Raw genomic sequence first — 19724 nt, 5'->3', positions numbered from 1 at the left:
TTCGTTGGCCAGCTTAACTGCTGACGCTCTAAATTCGGCTGTATAAGTTTTGGTTTTTTCTCGCTTCATATTAGGATCACACTCTTTTCAGATTAGTTTAAATTGTGTGTCCGGTTTAGTGTAGCCACATCAGAAGTAGGCTTGCGTTATGATCAAGCCTGCGAAGAAGCGGGCTATCATCATAGCCAATTACCTGTCGCAAATGAAGATAAAAGCAAATATTTACCTCCGCTTTATATCAGTAAAAATAAGGATGGTCGTATGATATTTAATACGAATATAGATATGCCTCGCAATCCAGTAGTATTGCGTGCACTGAACCAGGCACGGAAGGTCGTTAATGCGCTCATTCGCAAATATGGGTCACCGCATTCTGTACATATCGAAATGGCGCGCGACTTATCAAAACCTTTCAGCGAGCGCAAAAAGATTGAAAAAGCGCAAAATCAATTTCGTGAACACAATGAGAGTGACAAAACCCGGTTTGCTGAAGAATTCAATCTCGTTGGTACACCCAAAGGTAAAGAATTCGAGAAATACCAACTTTATCGTGAGCAACAATGCAAATGTGTTTATTCTCTGGAGCCACTGGACATTCATCGTGTCCTGTTTGAACAAGGCTACGCCGAGATTGATCACGCCTTGCCCTATTCGCGCAGCTTCGATGACAGCAAAAACAATCGAGTATTGGTGTTATCACGTGAAAATCAGAATAAAGGCAATATGACTCCTTATGAGTATCTGGAGGGTGCCACTAATAGCCAACGCTGGCGACAATTTGAGATATTTGTTAATTCTAACAAAGCTTATCGTCAAGCCAAGCGTAATCGGCTGCTCAAGAAAGATTTCGATGAAAAGAATGCAGAAGATTTCAGGGAGCGTAATCTGAATGATACACGCTATATTTGTCGGTTTTTCAAGAATTATGTTGAGCGTTTTTTGCAACCGCATGAGGATAGTGAAGCAAAACGTTGCGTCGTGCTGAGCGGACAATTAACGGCTTTTCTACGTGCACGCTGGGGGCTTACGAAATCGCGAGAAGAAAGTGATCGTCATCATGCTCTCGATGCGGCAGTTGTGGCTGCATGTAGCCATGGCATGGTCAAGCGATTGTCTGACTATTCGCGCAAAAAAGAGCTTGATCAGGTACGTTCGAGCTTCGTCGATATAGAGACTGGGGAAATAGTTAATCCTGCTATGCTGCAAAAATTAAAAGCACATTTCCCTACTCCCTGGCCGCATTTTCGCGATGAATTAAAATTGCGCTTAAACGTAGATGATCCGGCTCTACTACGAAGGAAAATAGAAAAATTTGGCACTTATTCAGCTGAAATGCTCACTGAATTACAACCTCTATTTGTATCACGTGCTCCGCAACGACGAAATGGAGGAGCTGCTCACAAGGATACCATTTATAGCCAATCCAAACGATTACAAACAGAAGGTAGTGTAATTCAGAAAGTACCATTGAGTAGTTTAACATTGAGTGATATGGACAAATTGATCGATCCAAATCGTAACGAGAAGCTCTATACCGCCATACGCACACGACTTGAACAGCATGGCGGTAAAGGAGAAAAAGCATTTCCACCTGATAATCCGTTACGAAAGCCAGGGCGAAATAACAATTTTGATGGCCCCATAGTGCGTAGTGTCAAGGTTGTCGATAAATTAACTGGCATACCAGTACGAGGTGGTATTGCCAAGAATGACACCATGTTGCGCGTAGATATCTTTACCAAAGCAAATAAATTTTATCTCGTGCCAATCTATGTTCATCATAAGGTTGCCAAAGAACTCCCAAGCAGTGCAATTATACAAGGCAAAGATGAAAATGAATGGACGTTAATCGATGGTACCTTTCCATTCTGTTTTTCGGTTTACCCAAATGATTTATTAAAGGTAGAGCTAAAAAAAGAAACGCATTTTGGCTATTACGCAGGATGTGATCGTTCAACAGGCGCTATTCATTTATGGGCACATGATCGTAATCAGCTGGTTGGCAAAGGTGGAATGATTCGTGGTATCGGCGCCAAAACTGCACTATCAATTGAGAAATTCCACGAGATGTACTAGGTCGTATTTATCCAGCCCCTATGGAGAAACGCCATGGCCTGGCGTAGCATCATGATTTCTCGGCCTGCACGTTTGCGTAGAGAGCATTATTCCCTTGCAATCGATCAGGAACAAACAGCTTTTGTACCTTTCGAGGATATCGCAGTGATCGTACTGAATCACCGCGAAATTACGCTTACTCATCCAGTACTCTCAGCCTGTGCTGAATATGGTATCAGCCTATTTGCCACAGGTACTACTCATCATCCGAGCGGAGTGTTTTTACCCTTTCTACCTCATTCCCGTGCGACACGCTGGTTGCGTTTACAGTTGAATTTACCGCGCCCCGCGGCTAAACAAGCCTGGGCTGCAATTATTCGTAGAAAAATCGCCAACCAAGCAACCTGTCTAAGGCTCACGAATCGTGATGGCGCTGGCCGACTGGAGTCTTATGAGCGACGTGTACGCTCAGGAGATAATGACAATCTAGAAGGGTTAGCGGCTGCATTTTATTTCACACAACTCTTTGGTAAGGATTTTCGCCGGAACCAGATTCATTTTGTCAATGCAGCTCTGGATTATGGCTATGCCGTCATGCGTGGCACAATTGCCCGTGCTTTGGTAGCGCATGGGTTACATCCCTCGCTGGGTTTGTTCCATGCTAGCGAGCAGAATGCTTTTAACCTGGCGGATGACATTATCGAGCCTTTTCGTCCACTCGTTGATATGTTTACAGCTAATCTACCTATTCCGGATGATGGAGTATTGCAACCGGAAACCAAAGCAGCTCTGATCAATCTGCTCAATGTAGATGTTTTAATGCCTAGAGGAAAGATGTCTGTGCTTTCTAGCATTGAGCACACCATAGAGAGCCTTGCACGGCTCTATGACGGAAACGATAAAACATGTCTCGAATTGCCTGACCTGATTGAATTAGAACCTCATCGGCTGGAATATTAAACTATGAGCAAGGAGACTCGAAGATATATGCGTTTGCTTGTTTTTTTCGATCTACCCGTAGTGACTAAAGCTGAGCGCCATGCTTACACTGTATTTCGTCGATTTCTTCTTAATGATGGTTATGACATGATCCAATTCTCGGTGTATGGCCGTATGCTGAATGGAAATGATGCACTAGAAAAGCACATGAAACGGCTTATCGATAATTTACCACCTGATGGATCGGTACGCTGTTTAAGTGTTACAGAAAAACAATTTGCTAATATGAAATTACTCGTAGGCATGCCTCTTTTTCAGGAAAAAAAGGTTAATTCTCAACAAATGTTGTTATTTTAGACAGTAATTTTTTGCAGTAAATGCCCAGCTGACATAAGCTGGGCGGGGATTTTAGCAAGGTCTATTGTAGTACATCCGGGGTGAGAGAGGGAGCTATCCCAGCGATCATAAATCCGCTGATATTACGATTACTTACCTTCCTATGGGACATTCTTAACTTAATTAATACTATTATTACCCATATAAAGTAGCAATATGGTAGCAACGCAAATTGATCATTAATCAATTAATAATATAACACCTTGATTTTATTGGCGCCCTAGAGACGAATCGAACGTCCGACCTACCCCTTAGGAGGGGGTCGCTCTATCCACTGAGCTACCAGGGCTAAGCCTACATTTTACGCTATTATGTAGGGATGGATAAACAGAAACCGCTTCCTGAGCATAATATTGCAGTGCAGAAAAAATTACCGCGTACCGTAGTCGTGCTTGGCCTGGTCAGTTTTTTCAATGATTTTGCATCTGATATCGTCGCACCGCTTATTCCGATTTTGCTGGCTTCCGTGCTGGCTGCCGGACCTGTGGCATTAGGTTTGATTGAAGGCATAGCCGATGCGATCGCCAGTCTGCTGAAACTCTGGTCGGGACGTCATTCTGATCTGATAGGGGGACGTCGCAAGAAACTGACGTTAGCAGGCTATCTGTTGTCGAACACGGCTCGTCCTCTACTGGGGTTGGCGATTTCCTGGCCAGTCGTGCTGCTGCTGCGCAGCATTGATCGCGTGGGGAAGGGCATTCGCACGGCACCGCGTGATGCGCTGGTGGCAGATGCGACTCCCTCACATATGCGCGGCTATGCCTATGGTTTTCATCGTGCGCTGGATAATGGCGGCGCGGTAGCCGGGAGTCTCGCTGCCGCAGCCATACTTGCCTGGACGGGGCTGGATTTGATCGAGGTAATTTTATGGTCTGCGCTACCGGGCATGGTGGCAATCCTGCTGCTGAGCATGGGGATCAAGGAAGAGAACATTGGAAATAAGAAAGAGACGCCTTCCGAAGCCATGCCATCCTTACCTCCTTTGCGCTGGTCATTATTATCCAGATCAACCCGGCGCTATCTGCTGGTACTGACACTTTTTACTTTAGCACGCGCTTCTGAAACCTTTATTTTGCTACTGGGGTATCAACTGGGTGTGGGCGTCGTAGAGCTGCTACTGATCTGGTCTGCTATCAGTCTGGCTAAAGCCATCACCTCGACTGTCGGCGGGCAACTGGCTGATCGCTATGGACGCGGCAGTTTGATGCTGATTAGCTGGGTTGCGTTTGCGGTATCGTTCCTGCTGTTTGGTCTGGTAACCAGCAGTAATGGATTGTGGATAGTCAGTATTTTTTATGGCCTGTTTGTTGGCCTAAGCGAAGGCGCTGAACGGGCTCTGATCAGTGATTACGCCCCTCCTCTGGAACGAGGCACTGCTTTTGGCTGGTATCATTTGGCAGTAGGATTGGCGGCCATTCCGGCGGGGGTACTGTTCGGTACTTTATGGCAGTTACATAGCGCACCGCTGGCGTTTTTTGTGGCAGGCGGGGTCGCTGCCTTGGCCGCGATATTATTGCGGCTATGGGCCTGGCCTGCCAGGGAACCCCCGTTACATTAAACCGTTGATTTAAGCAGTACCAGCACAGCGCCCCTGCCGCCGTACTCAGGCGTTGCCTGGCAAAATGCCAACACATCATGACGTTGTGCGAGCCAGTTGCCAACCTTCAATTTCAACACGGGCTCATGGTTTTTCGAGCCTAATCCACGTCCATGGATGACACATACACAGCGGGCACCATACCGGCTACATTCATCCAGAAAGGCAACCAGCGCATACCGTGCCTGGTTTTGTGTCATGCCGTGCATATCCAGCTCAGCCTGAATTTTCCAGTGACCGCGCCGTAATCTGCGCAACGTCTGACGCGGTAAGCCGGGGCGCAGGTAAGCCCACTCATCCCCATCGGGGATTTCCAGTGAGACATGATCTGACAGCGTATCCTGGCTCGCCGCGGTGGTAGCGGTCTGCACCGCAGGCCGAGGTATCGGCCGCGGCGGCTTGGGCCGATGAACGACTTGCCGGGATGGCGTCAGCGGAATGACATCCCGCATCGCCTCCCGAAACAAGGCCGCCTCTTCCTCGTTAATTGTCTGGTCGGAAGTTAATTCTTTTTTGTCTGGTTTCACTTTAACCCATCAAGATATTTCTCCGCATCCAGTGCAGCCATACAACCGGTGCCCGCACTGGTCACAGCCTGGCGATAAATATGATCCTGCACATCGCCCGCAGCAAATACCCCCTCAATACTGGTGGCGGTGGCATTGCCTTCATTGCCGCCGCGCGTGATGATATAGCCATTTTTCATGTGCAATTGCCCCTGAAAAAGATCGGTATTGGGCTGATGCCCAATGGCAATAAAGACCCCCTTTACCTCCAGCGTACGGATGGCGCTATCCTGCACATTCTTGATGCGCATGCCGGTTACGCCGGATTCATCACCGAGTATTTCATCCAGCACATGATTGAGTGCTAATGTGACGTTGCCCTCTTGCGTCTTGTTCATCAGTTTATCAATCAGAATTTTTTCCGAACGAAATTTATCGCGCCGGTGTACCACGGTCACATTGCGCGCGATATGGGAAAGATACAAGGCTTCCTCCACCGCAGTATTGCCGCCACCGATCACGGCGACATCCTGGCCTTTATAGAAAAAGCCGTCGCAGGTGGCACACGCCGAGACACCTTTGCCCATATAGGCCTCTTCTGAAGGCAATCCCAGGTATTTGGCTGAGGCGCCCGTGGCGATAATCAAGGCATCACAGGTGTAAGTTCCTTGATCGCCTATCAGGGTGAAGGGCTTTTCCGTCAGCTTGGCCGTATGGATATGATCGAAGATGATTTCAGTTTGGAAACGCTCGGCATGTTTCTGGAAACGCTCCATCAATTCAGGTCCTTGTACACCTTGTACATCAGCCGGCCAATTATCGACATCAGTCGTCGTCATGAGCTGGCCCCCCTGAGCCAGTCCAGTGATAACGACAGGATTGAGGTTGGCGCGCGCAGCATAGATTGCGGCCGTATAGCCCGCAGGGCCAGAACCAAGAATGAGCAATCGGGAATGTTTGGTGGTCATGTTTTTGTTTTAATAAAAATATAATTTAAGATTTTTGATTGAGCACGATAGCATACTCGTAAACCTCCAGCGCTTCTGTTTCTGACGGGCCTCTTTTTCTGGCGACCATCAACAAACGCTCCGAGGGGGTTTTCTGGTTGAGCAATAGATCGGCTTCATTCAGTGCTTCCCCAGGAAAATACATTTGGGTGGTCAATTCCTCGTAGCCCTTTTTAGATATCTTGAAATGGATATGAGGTGGCCGTACCCAGGTGGATGATGCGGGATACGAACCCGGCATGACGGTTTTAAAACGAAATTCGCCATTCTCATCTGTCAATACGATTGCCCAGCCCTGAAAATTCGGATCCAGGGGTGCAGGATTAGCATCCTGCGGGTGACGGTAGCGTCCCTTTGCATTAGCCTGCCAGATTTCGACCGTAGCCTGGGGCACTGGCTGACCATGATTATCCAGCACACTTCCGGTAACGATAATGTGTTTACCTTGCGCCACGCCATCACGGCCTTGTATACGCGTCAAATCAAAATCTTTATCGTCCTGCGAGGTCACGGGATAAAACGGACCTTCTGTTTCAGGAGGGGTAGGTGGCAATAGCGTTTTGGCCACCCCTCCTTTGGGTGTTAAGGCGCCGACGACTCCACCTGTTATCCCCAACTTAATAAACTTTCTTCTGGATAGTTTTTTCATCTTGCTCTCCTCATACCAGATTAATTTACCATTAACCGGTTAAGCTGCTTGAGTCGAGTGACTGAATACGATTACTATAATCTTTTCTCTACCCAACCGGCCACACTCGCTAATGCATCAGGCAGTTTATCCGGCAAGGTCCCGCCTGCTTGCGCCATATCCGCCCGTCCGCCTCCTTTACCCCCTACCTGCTGGGCAACATAATTGATCAACTCTCCCGCTTTGACTTTTGCGGTCAGATCATCGGTGATTCCAGCAATAAGCGTCACTTTCCCAGCTTCTGCCGTTGCCAGAACAACGATGCATGATTTTAATTGATGCTTAAAATTATCGAGAGTTTCACGCAGGATTTTGGCATTGACGCCTTCCAGGCGAGCCGCCAGTATTTTCACTCCCTTGATTTCATTGATTTGCTTACTCAGCTCGCCACTTTGCAGCGTAGCCAGCTTGGATTTCATTGAGGTGAGCTCTCGTTCCAACTGCCGGGCATGATCGAGCAGTTGAGTAATTTTCTGGCTGACTTCGTGGGGAGCGGCTTTCAGGGTATCACTAATTGCGAGTAATTGCAGTTCACGCTGCTGTGCATAATCCACGGCAGCCTGCCCGGTAACGGCTTCAATACGCCGAATGCCGGCGGCCACACCTGATTCACTGAGAATCTTGAAGAAGCCGATATCCCCGCTATGGGTGACATGGGTGCCTCCACACAGCTCTGTCGAAAAATCACCCATTGCGACTACGCGCACATCAGCCCCATACTTTTCACCAAACAGCGCCATGGCGCCGCGCTTGATGGCATCGTCGTATCTCATCTGCTGCGTGGCTACGTCATGATTATGGCGTATCTGCTCATTGACCAGATGCTCGACAGTACGTAGCTCATCAGGCTGCATCGGCGCATGATGAGAAAAATCAAAACGCAGTCGCTCTGCATCCACCAGTGAACCTTTCTGCGTCACATGGGGGCCCAGTACTTGGCGTAAGGCCGCATGCAGCAAATGGGTGGCTGAATGATTATTGGCCGTATTGGCACGCGCGACTGGATTGACTTTTGCCAGGACTGAATCGCCAACAACCAGCCGGCCGCTGCTTAAAAAGCCCTTGTGACCATACACGCTGGCCTGAATTTTCTGGGTATCAGACACCACAAACGTACCGTTGGCCACCAGCAATTCACCACAATCACCGACTTGGCCGCCCGACTCTGCATAAAAAGGAGTACGGTCGAGCACGATCACCGCTTCGTCCGCAGCTTCGATAAAATCAACCTGACTGCCTTGCTTGTAGATGGCGAGCACAGTTCCCTCCTGCTGCAGGCTGTCATAGCCATAAAATTCGGTCGGAATGCCATGATATTCGACGCCACCTTGCATGGTAAATTTGCCTGCAGCACGCGCACGCTCGCGCTGGTCTGCCATGGCCTCCTCGAACCCGGCACGATCGATATTAATACCGCGTTCGCGCGCCATATCCGCTGTCAGGTCAACTGGAAAACCAAAGGTATCATACAGCCGGAAAACCGTTTCACCAGCCAGAGTGCCGCTTTGTTCGCGTAAAGCGGCTTCCAGCACCTGCATTCCGTTTTCCAAAGTTTCTGCAAAACGTTCCTCTTCTTGCTTGAGTACATTGGCTACGCGAGTTTTAGCAGCCACGAGTTCAGGATAAGCCTGCCCCATCACTTTAGCGAGATCATCCACCAGTCGATGGAAGAAAGGCGTTTTCTGCTCCAACCGGTACCCATGCCGAATCGCACGCCGGATAATGCGGCGCAATACATAACCCCGTCCTTCATTGCCTGGAATGACGCCATCGGTGATCAGAAAGGCACAGGCGCGAATATGGTCAGCGATCACTTTGAGCGAGTTATTGGACAGATCATGCGTTTGTGTCTCACGTGCCGCCGCTTTGATCAAGTCCTGGAACAGATCGATGTCGTAGTTGCTGTGTACTCCCTGCATCACCGCTGAAATCCGCTCCAGCCCCATACCGGTATCGACCGAGGGTTTGGGCAAAGGGTGCAAGGTACCGCTGGTATCGCGATTGTATTGCATGAAGACCAGATTCCAGATTTCGATATACCGATCCCCGTCAGCATCGGCTGAGCCGGGCGGCCCGCCAGCCACTTGGGAGCCATGATCATAAAAAATCTCGGAACACGGCCCGCACGGACCGGTATCGCCCATCTGCCAGAAATTATCCATGGTAGCAATGCGTACAAAGCGCGCAGGCTCAACCCCGACCTCATTCAACCAGATGTCAGCCGCCTCATCATCTTCAGCATAGACGGTCACCCAGAGTTTTTCCTGAGGAATCGACAGCACTTTGGTCAGAAATTCCCATGCGTACTGGATGGCATTACGCTTGAAATAATCACCAAAACTGAAATTACCCAGCATTTCAAAAAATGTATGATGCCGTGCGGTATAGCCGACATTCTCCAGGTCATTGTGTTTGCCGCCCGCGCGTACACAGCGCTGTGAGCTGGCCGCCCGCGTATAAGGCCGTTTGTCCAAGCCCAGAAATACATCTTTGAATTGCACCATGCCGGCGTTCGTGAACAGCAAGGTGGGGTCATTGCCTGGAACGAGTGAACTGGACGCAACGATGGTGTGGCCGTGCGACTCAAAGAATTCCAGGAAGTTTTGTCTTATTTCGCTGCTTTTCATGTTGGTTCCATTTCTCATACACGTATCAATGAGGGCAAGACTTTATCCCTCTTCATCCGAGCAAGCCAGAATCTGGCGAATAGTTGCGGCTGAAAACCCTCTTGCTGCCAGAAAGCGCGCCTGTTTACTGCGTTCTTTCAGATTTTCAGGCATCACACCGAATTTCTTGCGCCATATTTCACGCGCAGTCTGTAATTCGGTTGCTTTTAACTCAGACATTGCCGTATCGATCAAATGATCAGCAATGCCTTTTTCTTTTAACTCATGGCGAATGCGCTGCGCACCATATTTGTGCCGGCGACCATGCACTACTTGTTCGACTAACCGTTCTGCCGAGAGCCACCCTCGATGTTCCAGTGTATCCAGTACTTCTGATAGCGCCTCGGGTGTCTCAGCATGCCCAGCCAGCTTCTTTTCCAGTTCAAGCCGGGAATATTCGCGTCTGGCTAACAGGTGCAGGGCACGGGTTTGTAAGCTTTGCTTGACATTCATCAACCACTGGCTTTCTCTTCTGACTGAACGGCTTTAGGCAGTTCAGTCAGACCGGCGACAACCCGGATTTTTTGCTCGATTTCTTTGGCCATTTCCTTATGCTCTTTCAGATAATCGCGCACATTGTCCCTACCTTGACCGATCTTTTCATCATTGTAAGAATACCAGGCCCCTGCTTTCTCGATCAATTTATACAATACCCCCAATTCAATGATTTCACTTTCCCGCGAGATGCCTTCCCCATAAAGAATATCGAACTCAGCTTCCTTGAATGGTGGCGCCACCTTGTTCTTGACAACTTTCACCCGCGTTTCATTGCCGATCACTTCTTCGCCCTTTTTGATCGAGCCAGTGCGGCGGATATCCAATCGGACCGAGGCATAAAACTTTAAGGCGTTGCCGCCAGTCGTCGTTTCGGGATTGCCAAATACCACGCCGATCTTCATGCGGATCTGATTGATGAAGATGACCATGGTGTTGCTGCGCTTGATATTGGCCGTCAATTTACGCAACGCCTGCGACATCAGTCTTGCTTGTAGCCCCATCTGCGGTTCACCCATCTCACCTTCAATCTCTGCGCGTGGAGTCAACGCGGCCACTGAGTCGACCACGACGATATCGACCGAGCCGGAACGAACCAGCATATCGGTTATTTCAAGTGCCTGCTCGCCATTATCCGGCTGAGAAATCAGCAGCTCCTGAATATTGACGCCTATTTTCTGGGCATATTGCGGATCCAGCGCGTGCTCGGCATCGATAAAGGCAGCCGTCCCGCCCATTTTTTGCATCTCGGCAATCACCTGCAAAGTCAGCGTGGTTTTACCGGATGATTCAGGGCCATAAATTTCAATGATCCGGCCGCGTGGTAATCCACCGACACCTAATGCAATATCCAACCCCAAGGAGCCGGTAGAAACCACTTGAATATCGCTAGCCACATCGCTAGCATCCATCCGCATGATGGAACCTTTACCAAACTGCTTCTCAATCTGGGAAAGCGCAGCAGCTAGCGCTTTATTTCTATTTTCGTCCATCTTTTTTTCCTGTTAACAATTCATAGAATTATCGCATATTCAATACCGGAAAAAACAAACTTGCAGTAGCTTATTGCATGATGTATAGGAAGCATCACGAAAAATCAGCAAAAACTTCAAGTATATGCCTAGCCTGCGATATAATTTGAATTTACTGACATTAAGCTCATTCTTTTATTGTATTCTTGGCGATAATAGGGAGAAAAAAGATTAGAATCATTTTGTTAGGTGCCCCAGGAGCAGGTAAAGGCACCCAGGCCAACTATATCAAAGAACATTTCGGTATTCCACAAATCTCGACTGGAGACATGCTGCGCAACGCTGTCAAGGCCGGGACAGAACTCGGCATCATGGCAAAAAAAATCATGGAGTCAGGGGGTCTGGTGCCAGATGACATCATTATCAATCTCGTCAAAGAGCGTATTGCTGAACCTGATTGCGCCAATGGCTTTCTGTTTGATGGCTTTCCCCGCACGATCCCTCAAGCAGAAGCATTAAAAACAGCCAATATACAGATCGATTATGTCGTCGAAATCGATGTGGTGGATACCGAAATTATCAAGCGTATGTCCGGTCGCCGGGTACACCCAGCTTCGGGCCGTACCTATCATATCGAATTCAACCCACCCAAAGCCGACGGCAAAGATGATATAACAGGTGAGCCATTGATCCAGCGGGACGATGACCGAGAAGAAACAGTCAGGAAGCGTTTGCAGGTCTACCAAGATCAAACCAAACCGCTCATCCAATATTACTCGGACTGGTCCGCCAGTGGAAAACCCGGCGCACCGCGTTATATCAAGATCGCCGGTATGGGGGATGTGGAAGCCATTCACCACAGTATCCTCACCTCGCTCACAAATAAATAATTCTAAAAATTCCTAAAAGCTTTTTGATAAGTTAATAAGCGATTGAGCTATTTCTGAAAACAAATAAAAAAGATGTGCTAACGTTTTAATCACTCGGGAGAAAAAAAATCATATGGCAATAAAAAATGCATTTTATGCGCAATCCGGCGGTGTAACTGCCGTTATTAATGCCTCTGCGGCGGGTGTTCTGGAAACAGCCCGTGCGCATAGCGACAAAATCGGTAAAGTGTTCGCTGGTCGAAATGGTATCATTGGTGCACTGACGGAGGACTTGATTGATACCAGTGCAGAATCCACCGAAGCAATCAGAGCATTACGTCATACCCCTTCGGGCGCCTTTGGTTCCTGCCGTTATAAACTGAAAAGCCTGGAACAGAACCGGCGAGAATATGAGCGTCTGATTGAAGTATTCAAGGCACACGATATTGGTTATTTTTTTTATAATGGCGGTGGAGATTCAGCAGATACCTGTCTGAAAGTATCACAGCTCTCAGATACACTCGGTTATCCTCTCCAAGCCATTCATGTTCCGAAAACAGTCGATAATGATTTGCCCATTACCGATTGTTGCCCTGGGTTTGGCTCGGTCGCAAAATATATTGCCGTATCGACACGCGAAGCCAGTTTTGACGTAGCCAGCATGGCTAAAACCTCTACCAAAGTGTTTGTGCTCGAAGTCATGGGCCGTCACGCAGGATGGATTGCGGCAGCGGGCGGATTGGCTTCCAGCAAAGACTGTGAAATACCTATCGTGATCCTGTTTCCAGAAATCACTTTTGATAAAGAAAAATTTCTCGCTAAAGTCGATAGCTATGTCAAGCAATTTGGCTATTGCTCGGTAGTGGTGTCAGAAGGGGTCAAGGGATCGGATGACAAGTTCCTTTCTGACCAGGGATTACGTGATGCGTTTGGTCATGCGCAGCTAGGCGGCGTCGCGCCGGTAGTGGCCAATATTATCAAAGATGGTCTTGGTCTGAAATACCACTGGGGGGTGGCGGATTATCTCCAGCGTGCAGCACGACATATCGCCTCCAAAACGGATGTGGAGCAAGCCTACGCGATGGGTAAAGCGGCTGTCGAATATGCGATCGCTGGACATAACTCAGTCATGCCAACCATTGAACGTGTCTCCAACACCCCTTATAGCTGGAAAGTCGGTATGGCTGAATTATCAAAAGTGGCAAATGTAGAGAAAATGATGCCGACCGACTTTATTACTGAGGATGGTTTTGGCATTACAGAAAAATGTCGTCAGTATCTCTCGCCATTAATAGAAGGAGAAGATTACCCTCCTTATAAGAATGGATTGCCTGATTATGTCCGGTTGCAGAACATCGGAGTCAGTAAGAAATTGGGTGAATTCAAGCTTTAGTCTCATATAGTTACATTCTGACAGCAAGACGTATAAAATACGCGCTCTTGCTGTTTCTGGTTCAAATTAGATGATTGATGCGAAATTTCCAGACCAAATTTCGCATGTTTTTCAGGTGGTCTGGCTTTAATTGGAGTTCTTTATGGCAAACGGTTTAACGATCGCAATTATCAGCGCGATTCTTGCCCTGGTTTTCAGTGGCATCTGGATCCGGCGTATCTATGCGCAGTCTCCCGGCAATGCACGTATGCAGGAAATCGCTGCTGCTATACAAGAAGGTGCGTCGGCTTATCTCAAGCGGCAATACATGACCATCGGTATGGTTGGTTTGCTTTTATTTCTCGCCATAGGCGCGGCCCTTTCATGGAGCACAGCCTTTGGCTTTGCCTTAGGTGCAGTGCTTTCTGGTGTCGCTGGTTTCATGGGTATGACCGTATCGGTACAATCTAATGTACGCACGGCCGAAGCGGCACGTACCGGTCTGAATCAAGCATTGGAGATTGCCTTCCGCGGCGGTGCCGTGACTGGCATGCTGGTGGTAGGACTTGGATTATTGGGGGTAGCAGGGTATTGCGCAATGTTATACAGCGATTCAACTGCTGACCAGGCTATGAGCGACATCATTCATCCACTGGTTGGTTTTGCCTTTGGTGGTTCGCTGATTTCCATTTTCGCACGTCTGGGTGGAGGTATTTTCACAAAAGGTGCAGACGTTGGCGCAGACTTGGTAGGCAAGGTCGAAGCGGGCATTCCTGAAGACGATCCACGCAATCCGGCAGTCATTGCGGATAACGTAGGGGATAATGTGGGCGATTGTGCCGGAATGGCAGCCGATTTGTTTGAAACCTATGCCGTTACCATCATCGCAACCATGATACTGGGTTCTTTGTTGTTCACGTCAGACGCTGCCAACGCTGTTGTTTATCCATTGATGCTGGGTGCGGTCTCGATCGTCGCTTCTATCATCGGTTGCTATTATGTCAAGATGCGTGAAGGCGGCAAAATCATGAATGCGCTTTACCGCGGCCTGGCTGTTGCAGGCGGCATTGCGTTTTTCGCCTATCTGCCCGTCACTGTCTGGTTTATGGGTGGTCTGTCATTAAACCTGGATGGGGTTGATATCGCTGGCGGCGAACTGGTTATGCGCTTGTTTATTTGCGCGGCGATCGGGTTGATCCTGACTGGATTGATGGTCATCATCACCGAGTATTACACCTCGACCGAATATCCACCTGTTCAGCATATCGCTAACGCATCAACGACAGGACATGGTACCAATATTATCGCAGGTCTGGGCGTATCCATGCGCGCTACGGCTGCACCTGTTCTGGCCGTGTGTGCAAGTATCCTGATTGCCTATTCGCTGGCAGGGCTGTATGGGATTGCTATTGCCGCTACCGCCATGCTATCCATGACTGGTATTATTGTGGCACTGGATGCCTATGGCCCCATTACGGACAATGCAGGCGGTATTGCTGAAATGTCTGGTATGCCCGAGTCCGTGCGTGCAATTACTGATCCACTCGATGCAGTGGGTAACACCACCAAAGCCGTCACCAAAGGTTATGCCATTGGTTCCGCAGGGCTAGCTGCACTCGTGCTGTTTGCTGATTATACCTATGGTCTGGAGCATGCTAATAAGTTGCTCACTTTTGATTTGTCTAACCACCTGGTCATTATCGGTCTGTTCATTGGTGGTATGGTGCCTTACCTGTTTGGTGCCATGTCGATGGAAGCCGTTGGGCGTGCCGCTGGTTCTGTCGTCATTGAAGTGCGCCGTCAATTCAGTGAAATTCCGGGTATCATGGAAGGCACAGGTAAACCGGATTATTCACGTGCGGTTGACATGCTGACCAAAGCAGCCATTAAAGAAATGATCGCACCCTCGTTGCTGCCAGTTCTGATTCCTTTGTTAGTAGGCATCATCCTAGGCCCACAAGCACTGGGTGGTGTATTGATGGGCTCTATCATTACCGGTCTGTTCGTGGCTATTTCCATGACAACGGGTGGTGGTGCATGGGATAATGCGAAAAAATACATTGAAGATGGTAACTATGGCGGTAAAGGAAGTGAAGCGCACAAATCAGCAGTTACTGGTGATACTGTTGGCGATCCGTACAAAGATACGGCTGGCCCAGCTATTAATCCACTCATTAAAATTATCAATATCGTAGCATTGCTGATTATTCCTTTGCTGTAGTATTTTGCTGTGCAATGTAATAATTATCGTTATGAAAAAAGCCCATCAGTCAAGCTGATGGGCTTTTTTTCTAGCCATCGACTGCCTTGTCATCATCTTCTCATTGCTTTCTCTTACTACTTTACGTAGGATTGATCGTGAGTGCCTCTGAGCAAATTAAGTCTTAAGTCGCTATCCGCTCACTAACAGCCACTCGTGTTGACAGTCTTTATCAGAAACTCTATGTAACTGTTTGTATTAACAACATTCACAGGAGAATCAAGATGAATATTAAAGCACGTACCCTTATCCCCGCGATTGCCCTTACCGCTTTTGCTACACCCATCTTCGCTCATAAATATGAAGCAGAGGTCAAGCTATATCAGCTTCCAGAACCGGTACAAAAAACGATCATTGCCAACTTACAAGGCGGGGAGGCTGAGAAAATTGAAAAGGAAATAATGAATTCAGCCACTACTTATGATGTTCATGTTAAAACACGGGACTGGCGTACTTTTAACATGAGAGTCGATGAAAATGGCAGACTGGTTTTAGAAGGAAAACCTAGCTCCTTATACTATTGAAAAAGCTCCAATAGCGCGTTTCTTCTGGTCTGATTCATGGCCAGTCAGACCAGATCCCATCGTTCGGCTCCGCCTGGTTCTATTACAAAATCAATCTTAATGATAAAGTAGGATCACCTGTTGTATAGACAAAGAGGGCAATTATGATAGACCAGATCCTTCGTTTCCTGATTACCGTTACTATCTCGTTGAGCGCACAGGCTCAGATAAATTTAGCACAGGCGGCAGATCAACCCACCCCGGTTCATAAGCATGAACACAGGCAGCCAGCCCATCATCCCGGGTCAGCTGGTCAGCTCGTGCCCAAGCTGCTGAATCTTGGCCCCCATACTTTTCCTGTAAGCACCGACAAACCGCAGGCGCAATTATTCATGAATCAGGGGTTGAATCTGGCTTATGGGTTCAATCATGCCGAAGCAGGCCATGCTTTCAGCGAAGCGGCGCGCCTCGATCCTAATTTGGCAATGGCGTATTGGGGTCAGGCGCTCGTGCTAGGACCCAATATTAATGCGATGATGGAACCTAAAACAGAGCAAGAGGCGTATGAGCTTGTTCAAAAGGCGGTCTCGCTGATGGCAACCGCAACACCGAGAGAACAGGCACTGATTCGTGCACTGGAAAAACGTTACACGGGTAATGCAGAAGATCGCAGCGCGAATAATCAGGCTTATGCAGCAGCCATGCAGTCAGCACACCAACGTTTTCCGGATGATCTCGATATCGCCATGCTCTATGTGGAATCGATGATGGATATTCGGCCATGGGGTTACTGGATGCCAGACGGACAGCCCTATGAAGGCACCACCGAAATTGTCGCGATCACAGAAGAAGTCATGCGTAAAGATCCGAAGCATCCCGGCGCTTTGCACATGTACATTCATCTCATGGAATCCACCTGTACCCCCGAGCGCGCGGAAAAAGCAGCAGATACCTTATTGACGCTGATGCCAGATGCAGGCCATACCGTCCATATGGCTTCGCATATTTATCAGCGGGTCGGGCGCTATGCAGACGCGATGAAAAGCAATCAGCTCGCCATTGCCGCGGATGAAGCCTATCTTGCACAATCCCAGGCGCAAGGAATCTACCCGATTGGGTATTATCCGCACAACATTCACTTTCTCTGGTTCGCAGCCACAATGGATGGGCAAAGCAAGATCGCGCTCGACGCAGCCCGTAAAGCTGCAGCCCAGATCAACGATAACACATTGAATGAATTACCCATCACAGTAATATTCCGTGTTATTCCATACTGGTCGCTGGCACGATTCGGCCGCTGGCAAGAGGTGCTAAAAGAACCAGCCCCCCCTGCAACCAATGCCTTCCTGACCGGTAGCTGGCATTATGTGCGTGGTCTCGCATATGTAGCAACGGGCCAACTGCAGCAAGCGGAGCAGGAGCTCGCATCACTTGACAAAATCATGCAGGAACCAGGCTGGGATACGCCATTATTCTCACAGAATACTGCGCGTAGCGTACTCGCGATCGCACCTAAGGTATTGGCCGGCGAGATCGCCGCCGCTCAAGGAAAATTTGACGAAGCGATTGCGCTTCTCGACCGCGCGGTCCGGCTGGAAGATGGCCTGGTTTATACTGAACCTGCTGAATGGCATTTTCCGCCGCGTCTGGCGCTGGGGGCCATTCTGCTCGAAGCAGGACAGGCACACGAAGCAGAAACAGTCTATTGGGAAGACTTGCGGCGCAATCGCAACAACGGTTGGGCATTGTACGGTTTGCTGCAAGCATTGCGTGCTCAGCAGAAAAATGATCAGGCAGCACTCATCGAGGCTCGCTTCAAGAAGGCATGGCAGCGCGCTGATATGACGCTCAATGCTTCTCGTTTTGGGCGGCAACCTGAAAGCTGAAAAGCGAGTCCAGCCAGTTTGGTAGAACCACATGAATCGTATTGCAGCAATCGACTGGATGCGCGGCTTTGTCATGGTATTGATGACACTGGATCATGCATCAGCATTTTTTAATCAAGGACGTATTGCAATCGATACCATCGTAAAGCATGTGGTTGGATCAAGTTTCGTTTTCGAGCAATTTTTTACTCGCTGGATAACGCATCTGAGCGCACCCACCTTTGTGTTTCTGACGGGAACAGCGATGGCTCTGAGTATCATGCAGCGGCGTGAAAAAGGTTTGGACAGCAAGGCTATTGATCGTGATCTGCTCATGCGCGGCGCATTGATTGCGCTGTTGGATATCATCGTGTTTTCATTCCTCAGTGGAAAGCTGTATCTGCAAGTACTGTATGCGATCGGCCGTCAGCATGATGTTAATGGCGCTGCTCTATCGTCTGGGTAGGCGCGTTTTATTGATCAGCGCGCTGATGCTGCTCATAGGCGGGGAAGCGTTCACTCTCCTGTTCTGGCAGCCGCATGAGCAGGTGCCGCTGTGGCTCGCACTGACCTTTGCCCCTTGGTTCAGCGCATCATTCACCGTACTTTACCCGGCGATGCCATGGCTTGCCATCATGATGCTGGGATGGGTATTCGGCGACTGGCTGACAACTCGTCAGAAAAACAGCTGGCCAGTGATGCGTGTGTTGCTGGCAGGTGGTCTACTCGCGTTAATCTGCTTTTTGCTTGTGCGTGGCATCAATGGCTACGGCAATATGTTGCTGTACCGAGAAGACGATTCGGTTATTCAATGGCTGCATGTCAGTAAATACCCACCGAGCATCAGCTATATTTCGCTGGAGCTAGGATTGATGATGGTCATACTGGCCACCTTGCTATGGTTACAGCCGAAAATAAGCGTTAACCAATATGACCCTATTCTAGTATTTGGCCAAACAGCGCTTTTTTTCTACCTTGCGCATTTTGCCGTGCTGGCGTTATTGTCTCTGCTTCTGGAGCGTGCTGGACTTGGGCAAGCCTTTCTTGCTGCGGCCCTGACTCTGGGGTTACTGTATCCCATTTGCTGTGCTTACCGAGCATTAAAATGGCGGTATCCAGAGAGTATTCTGCGGTTTATTTGAGCCTCATCCCATTTCTCAACCAAATATAGCAAAGCACGAGCCGCAGATATAGCAGATCTCATATAAAATGATTTAAATTTCATAAGCGGCAAAGAGCTGCTCGATGGAACACCCTTCCCTTTTTCTGATGGCTTTGGCCTGAGCCCATTTGGGTTCAATGTCATTTAAGCCCGGGGAATAAGGCGGCAGGTATTCAAGTGTATGCCCGGCATTGGCAATGGCGGTTTGGATATCCTGCCGTTTATGGAACGTTGCGTTGTCCATGACAATCACGCAAGCGGGCAGAAGTTTAGGCAAAAGGTCCTGCGTTATCCACGCATAGAAAATGTCAGCGGTGATATGGGCGATGAACAGACTTATGGTCAGCAGCGTCTTTCCGATCAGAGCGCCAAT

At 48.7% G+C, this 19724-nt stretch carries 18 protein-coding genes and 1 tRNA gene; 11 read left to right on the top strand and 8 right to left on the bottom strand.

Annotated elements, in window-relative coordinates; translation table 11 throughout:
- Positions 1-141: 141 nt before the first annotated feature.
- Genes cas9 through cas2 form a run of 3 tightly spaced genes read left to right on the top strand, consistent with a single transcriptional unit; the run spans position 142 to position 3351 of the window.
- Positions 142-2076, top strand: a complete 1935-nt coding sequence (cas9, locus tag BM283_RS13790; protein ID WP_217646537.1) for a type II CRISPR RNA-guided endonuclease Cas9 — start codon at positions 142-144, stop codon at positions 2074-2076.
- A gap of 33 nt (positions 2077-2109) precedes the next feature.
- A complete protein-coding gene (cas1, locus tag BM283_RS13785; RefSeq protein WP_217646536.1) occupies positions 2110-3015 on the top strand; it encodes a type II CRISPR-associated endonuclease Cas1 in 906 nt (301 codons plus the stop codon).
- A 27-nt stretch (positions 3016-3042) separates the two neighbouring features.
- On the top strand, positions 3043-3351 hold the full coding sequence (gene cas2, locus BM283_RS13780; RefSeq protein ID WP_217646535.1) for a CRISPR-associated endonuclease Cas2: 309 nt from the start codon (positions 3043-3045) through the stop codon (positions 3349-3351).
- Positions 3352-3603: 252 nt separating this feature from the next.
- On the opposite strand, the gene BM283_RS13775 is transcribed toward cas2, so the two are convergent.
- Positions 3604-3679 (bottom strand) — tRNA-Arg (locus BM283_RS13775).
- A 30-nt stretch (positions 3680-3709) separates the two neighbouring features.
- Here BM283_RS13775 and BM283_RS13770 point away from each other — a divergent pair.
- The gene (locus BM283_RS13770; protein ID WP_175492152.1) at positions 3710-4948 is read left to right on the top strand and encodes an MFS transporter; all 1239 of its coding nucleotides are present in this window, start codon (positions 3710-3712) and stop codon (positions 4946-4948) included.
- On the opposite strand, the gene BM283_RS13765 is transcribed toward BM283_RS13770, so the two are convergent.
- From BM283_RS13765 to recA, 6 genes are all read right to left on the bottom strand, one after another.
- Positions 4945-5514 carry a Smr/MutS family protein gene (locus tag BM283_RS13765; protein ID WP_254776375.1) on the bottom strand — a complete coding sequence of 190 codons (570 nt, stop codon included), beginning with the start codon at positions 5512-5514 and terminating at the stop codon, positions 4945-4947. The two genes, BM283_RS13770 and BM283_RS13765, sit on opposite strands and share 4 nt — an antisense overlap.
- Entirely contained in the window at positions 5511-6461 is a 951-nt protein-coding gene (gene trxB, locus BM283_RS13760; protein ID WP_090694088.1) for a thioredoxin-disulfide reductase, read from the bottom strand. Before trxB ends, BM283_RS13765 begins: the two co-directional genes overlap by 4 nt.
- 25 nt (positions 6462-6486) lie before the next feature.
- Positions 6487-7149 (bottom strand): dioxygenase family protein, encoded by a 663-nt coding sequence (locus tag BM283_RS13755; RefSeq protein WP_090694085.1) that lies wholly within the window; start codon positions 7147-7149, stop codon positions 6487-6489.
- A gap of 74 nt (positions 7150-7223) precedes the next feature.
- Positions 7224-9815, bottom strand: coding sequence for an alanine--tRNA ligase (alaS, locus tag BM283_RS13750; RefSeq protein ID WP_090694083.1), 2592 nt, complete (start codon positions 9813-9815; stop codon positions 7224-7226).
- A 42-nt stretch (positions 9816-9857) separates the two neighbouring features.
- A complete protein-coding gene (gene recX, locus BM283_RS13745; RefSeq protein WP_090694080.1) occupies positions 9858-10307 on the bottom strand; it encodes a recombination regulator RecX in 450 nt (149 codons plus the stop codon).
- Positions 10307-11341: a recombinase RecA gene (recA, locus tag BM283_RS13740; protein ID WP_090694078.1), complete on the bottom strand. Its 1035-nt coding sequence runs from the start codon at positions 11339-11341 to the stop codon at positions 10307-10309. The genes recX and recA overlap by 1 nt, the downstream gene beginning before the upstream one ends.
- A 209-nt stretch (positions 11342-11550) precedes the next feature.
- On the opposite strand from recA, the gene adk reads away from it, so the two are divergent.
- From adk to BM283_RS13710, 7 genes are all read left to right on the top strand, one after another.
- Positions 11551-12210: an adenylate kinase gene (gene adk, locus BM283_RS13735; RefSeq protein WP_090694093.1), complete on the top strand. Its 660-nt coding sequence runs from the start codon at positions 11551-11553 to the stop codon at positions 12208-12210.
- Positions 12211-12322: 112 nt separating this feature from the next.
- Positions 12323-13582 (top strand): 6-phosphofructokinase, encoded by a 1260-nt coding sequence (locus BM283_RS13730; protein WP_090694076.1) that lies wholly within the window; start codon positions 12323-12325, stop codon positions 13580-13582.
- A 142-nt stretch (positions 13583-13724) separates the two neighbouring features.
- Positions 13725-15782 (top strand): sodium-translocating pyrophosphatase, encoded by a 2058-nt coding sequence (locus tag BM283_RS13725; protein ID WP_090694073.1) that lies wholly within the window; start codon positions 13725-13727, stop codon positions 15780-15782.
- A 263-nt stretch (positions 15783-16045) separates the two neighbouring features.
- Positions 16046-16345, top strand: coding sequence for a hypothetical protein (locus BM283_RS13720; RefSeq protein ID WP_090694070.1), 300 nt, complete (start codon positions 16046-16048; stop codon positions 16343-16345).
- A 143-nt stretch (positions 16346-16488) separates the two neighbouring features.
- Positions 16489-18210, top strand: coding sequence for a hypothetical protein (locus tag BM283_RS13715; protein ID WP_090694069.1), 1722 nt, complete (start codon positions 16489-16491; stop codon positions 18208-18210).
- A 31-nt stretch (positions 18211-18241) separates the two neighbouring features.
- Positions 18242-18655, top strand: a complete 414-nt coding sequence (locus BM283_RS20100; RefSeq protein ID WP_254776374.1) for a heparan-alpha-glucosaminide N-acetyltransferase domain-containing protein — start codon at positions 18242-18244, stop codon at positions 18653-18655.
- Positions 18603-19331 carry a heparan-alpha-glucosaminide N-acetyltransferase domain-containing protein gene (locus BM283_RS13710; RefSeq protein ID WP_254776373.1) on the top strand — a complete coding sequence of 243 codons (729 nt, stop codon included), beginning with the start codon at positions 18603-18605 and terminating at the stop codon, positions 19329-19331. The genes BM283_RS20100 and BM283_RS13710 overlap by 53 nt, the downstream gene beginning before the upstream one ends.
- A 72-nt stretch (positions 19332-19403) precedes the next feature.
- Here the strand turns inward: BM283_RS13710 and BM283_RS13705 are convergent.
- Positions 19404-19724, bottom strand: a 321-nt coding sequence (locus BM283_RS13705) for a transposase (protein ID WP_175492151.1), incomplete at its 5' end; no start/stop codon positions are given.

It is taken from the genome of Nitrosomonas sp. Nm34, assembly GCF_900113925.1.
In the GTDB taxonomy this organism is placed as follows: Bacteria; Pseudomonadota; Gammaproteobacteria; order Burkholderiales; family Nitrosomonadaceae; genus Nitrosomonas.
The sequence above is the reverse complement of the archived record's forward strand: the minus strand, read 5'-3'. Positions and strand labels throughout refer to the sequence as shown.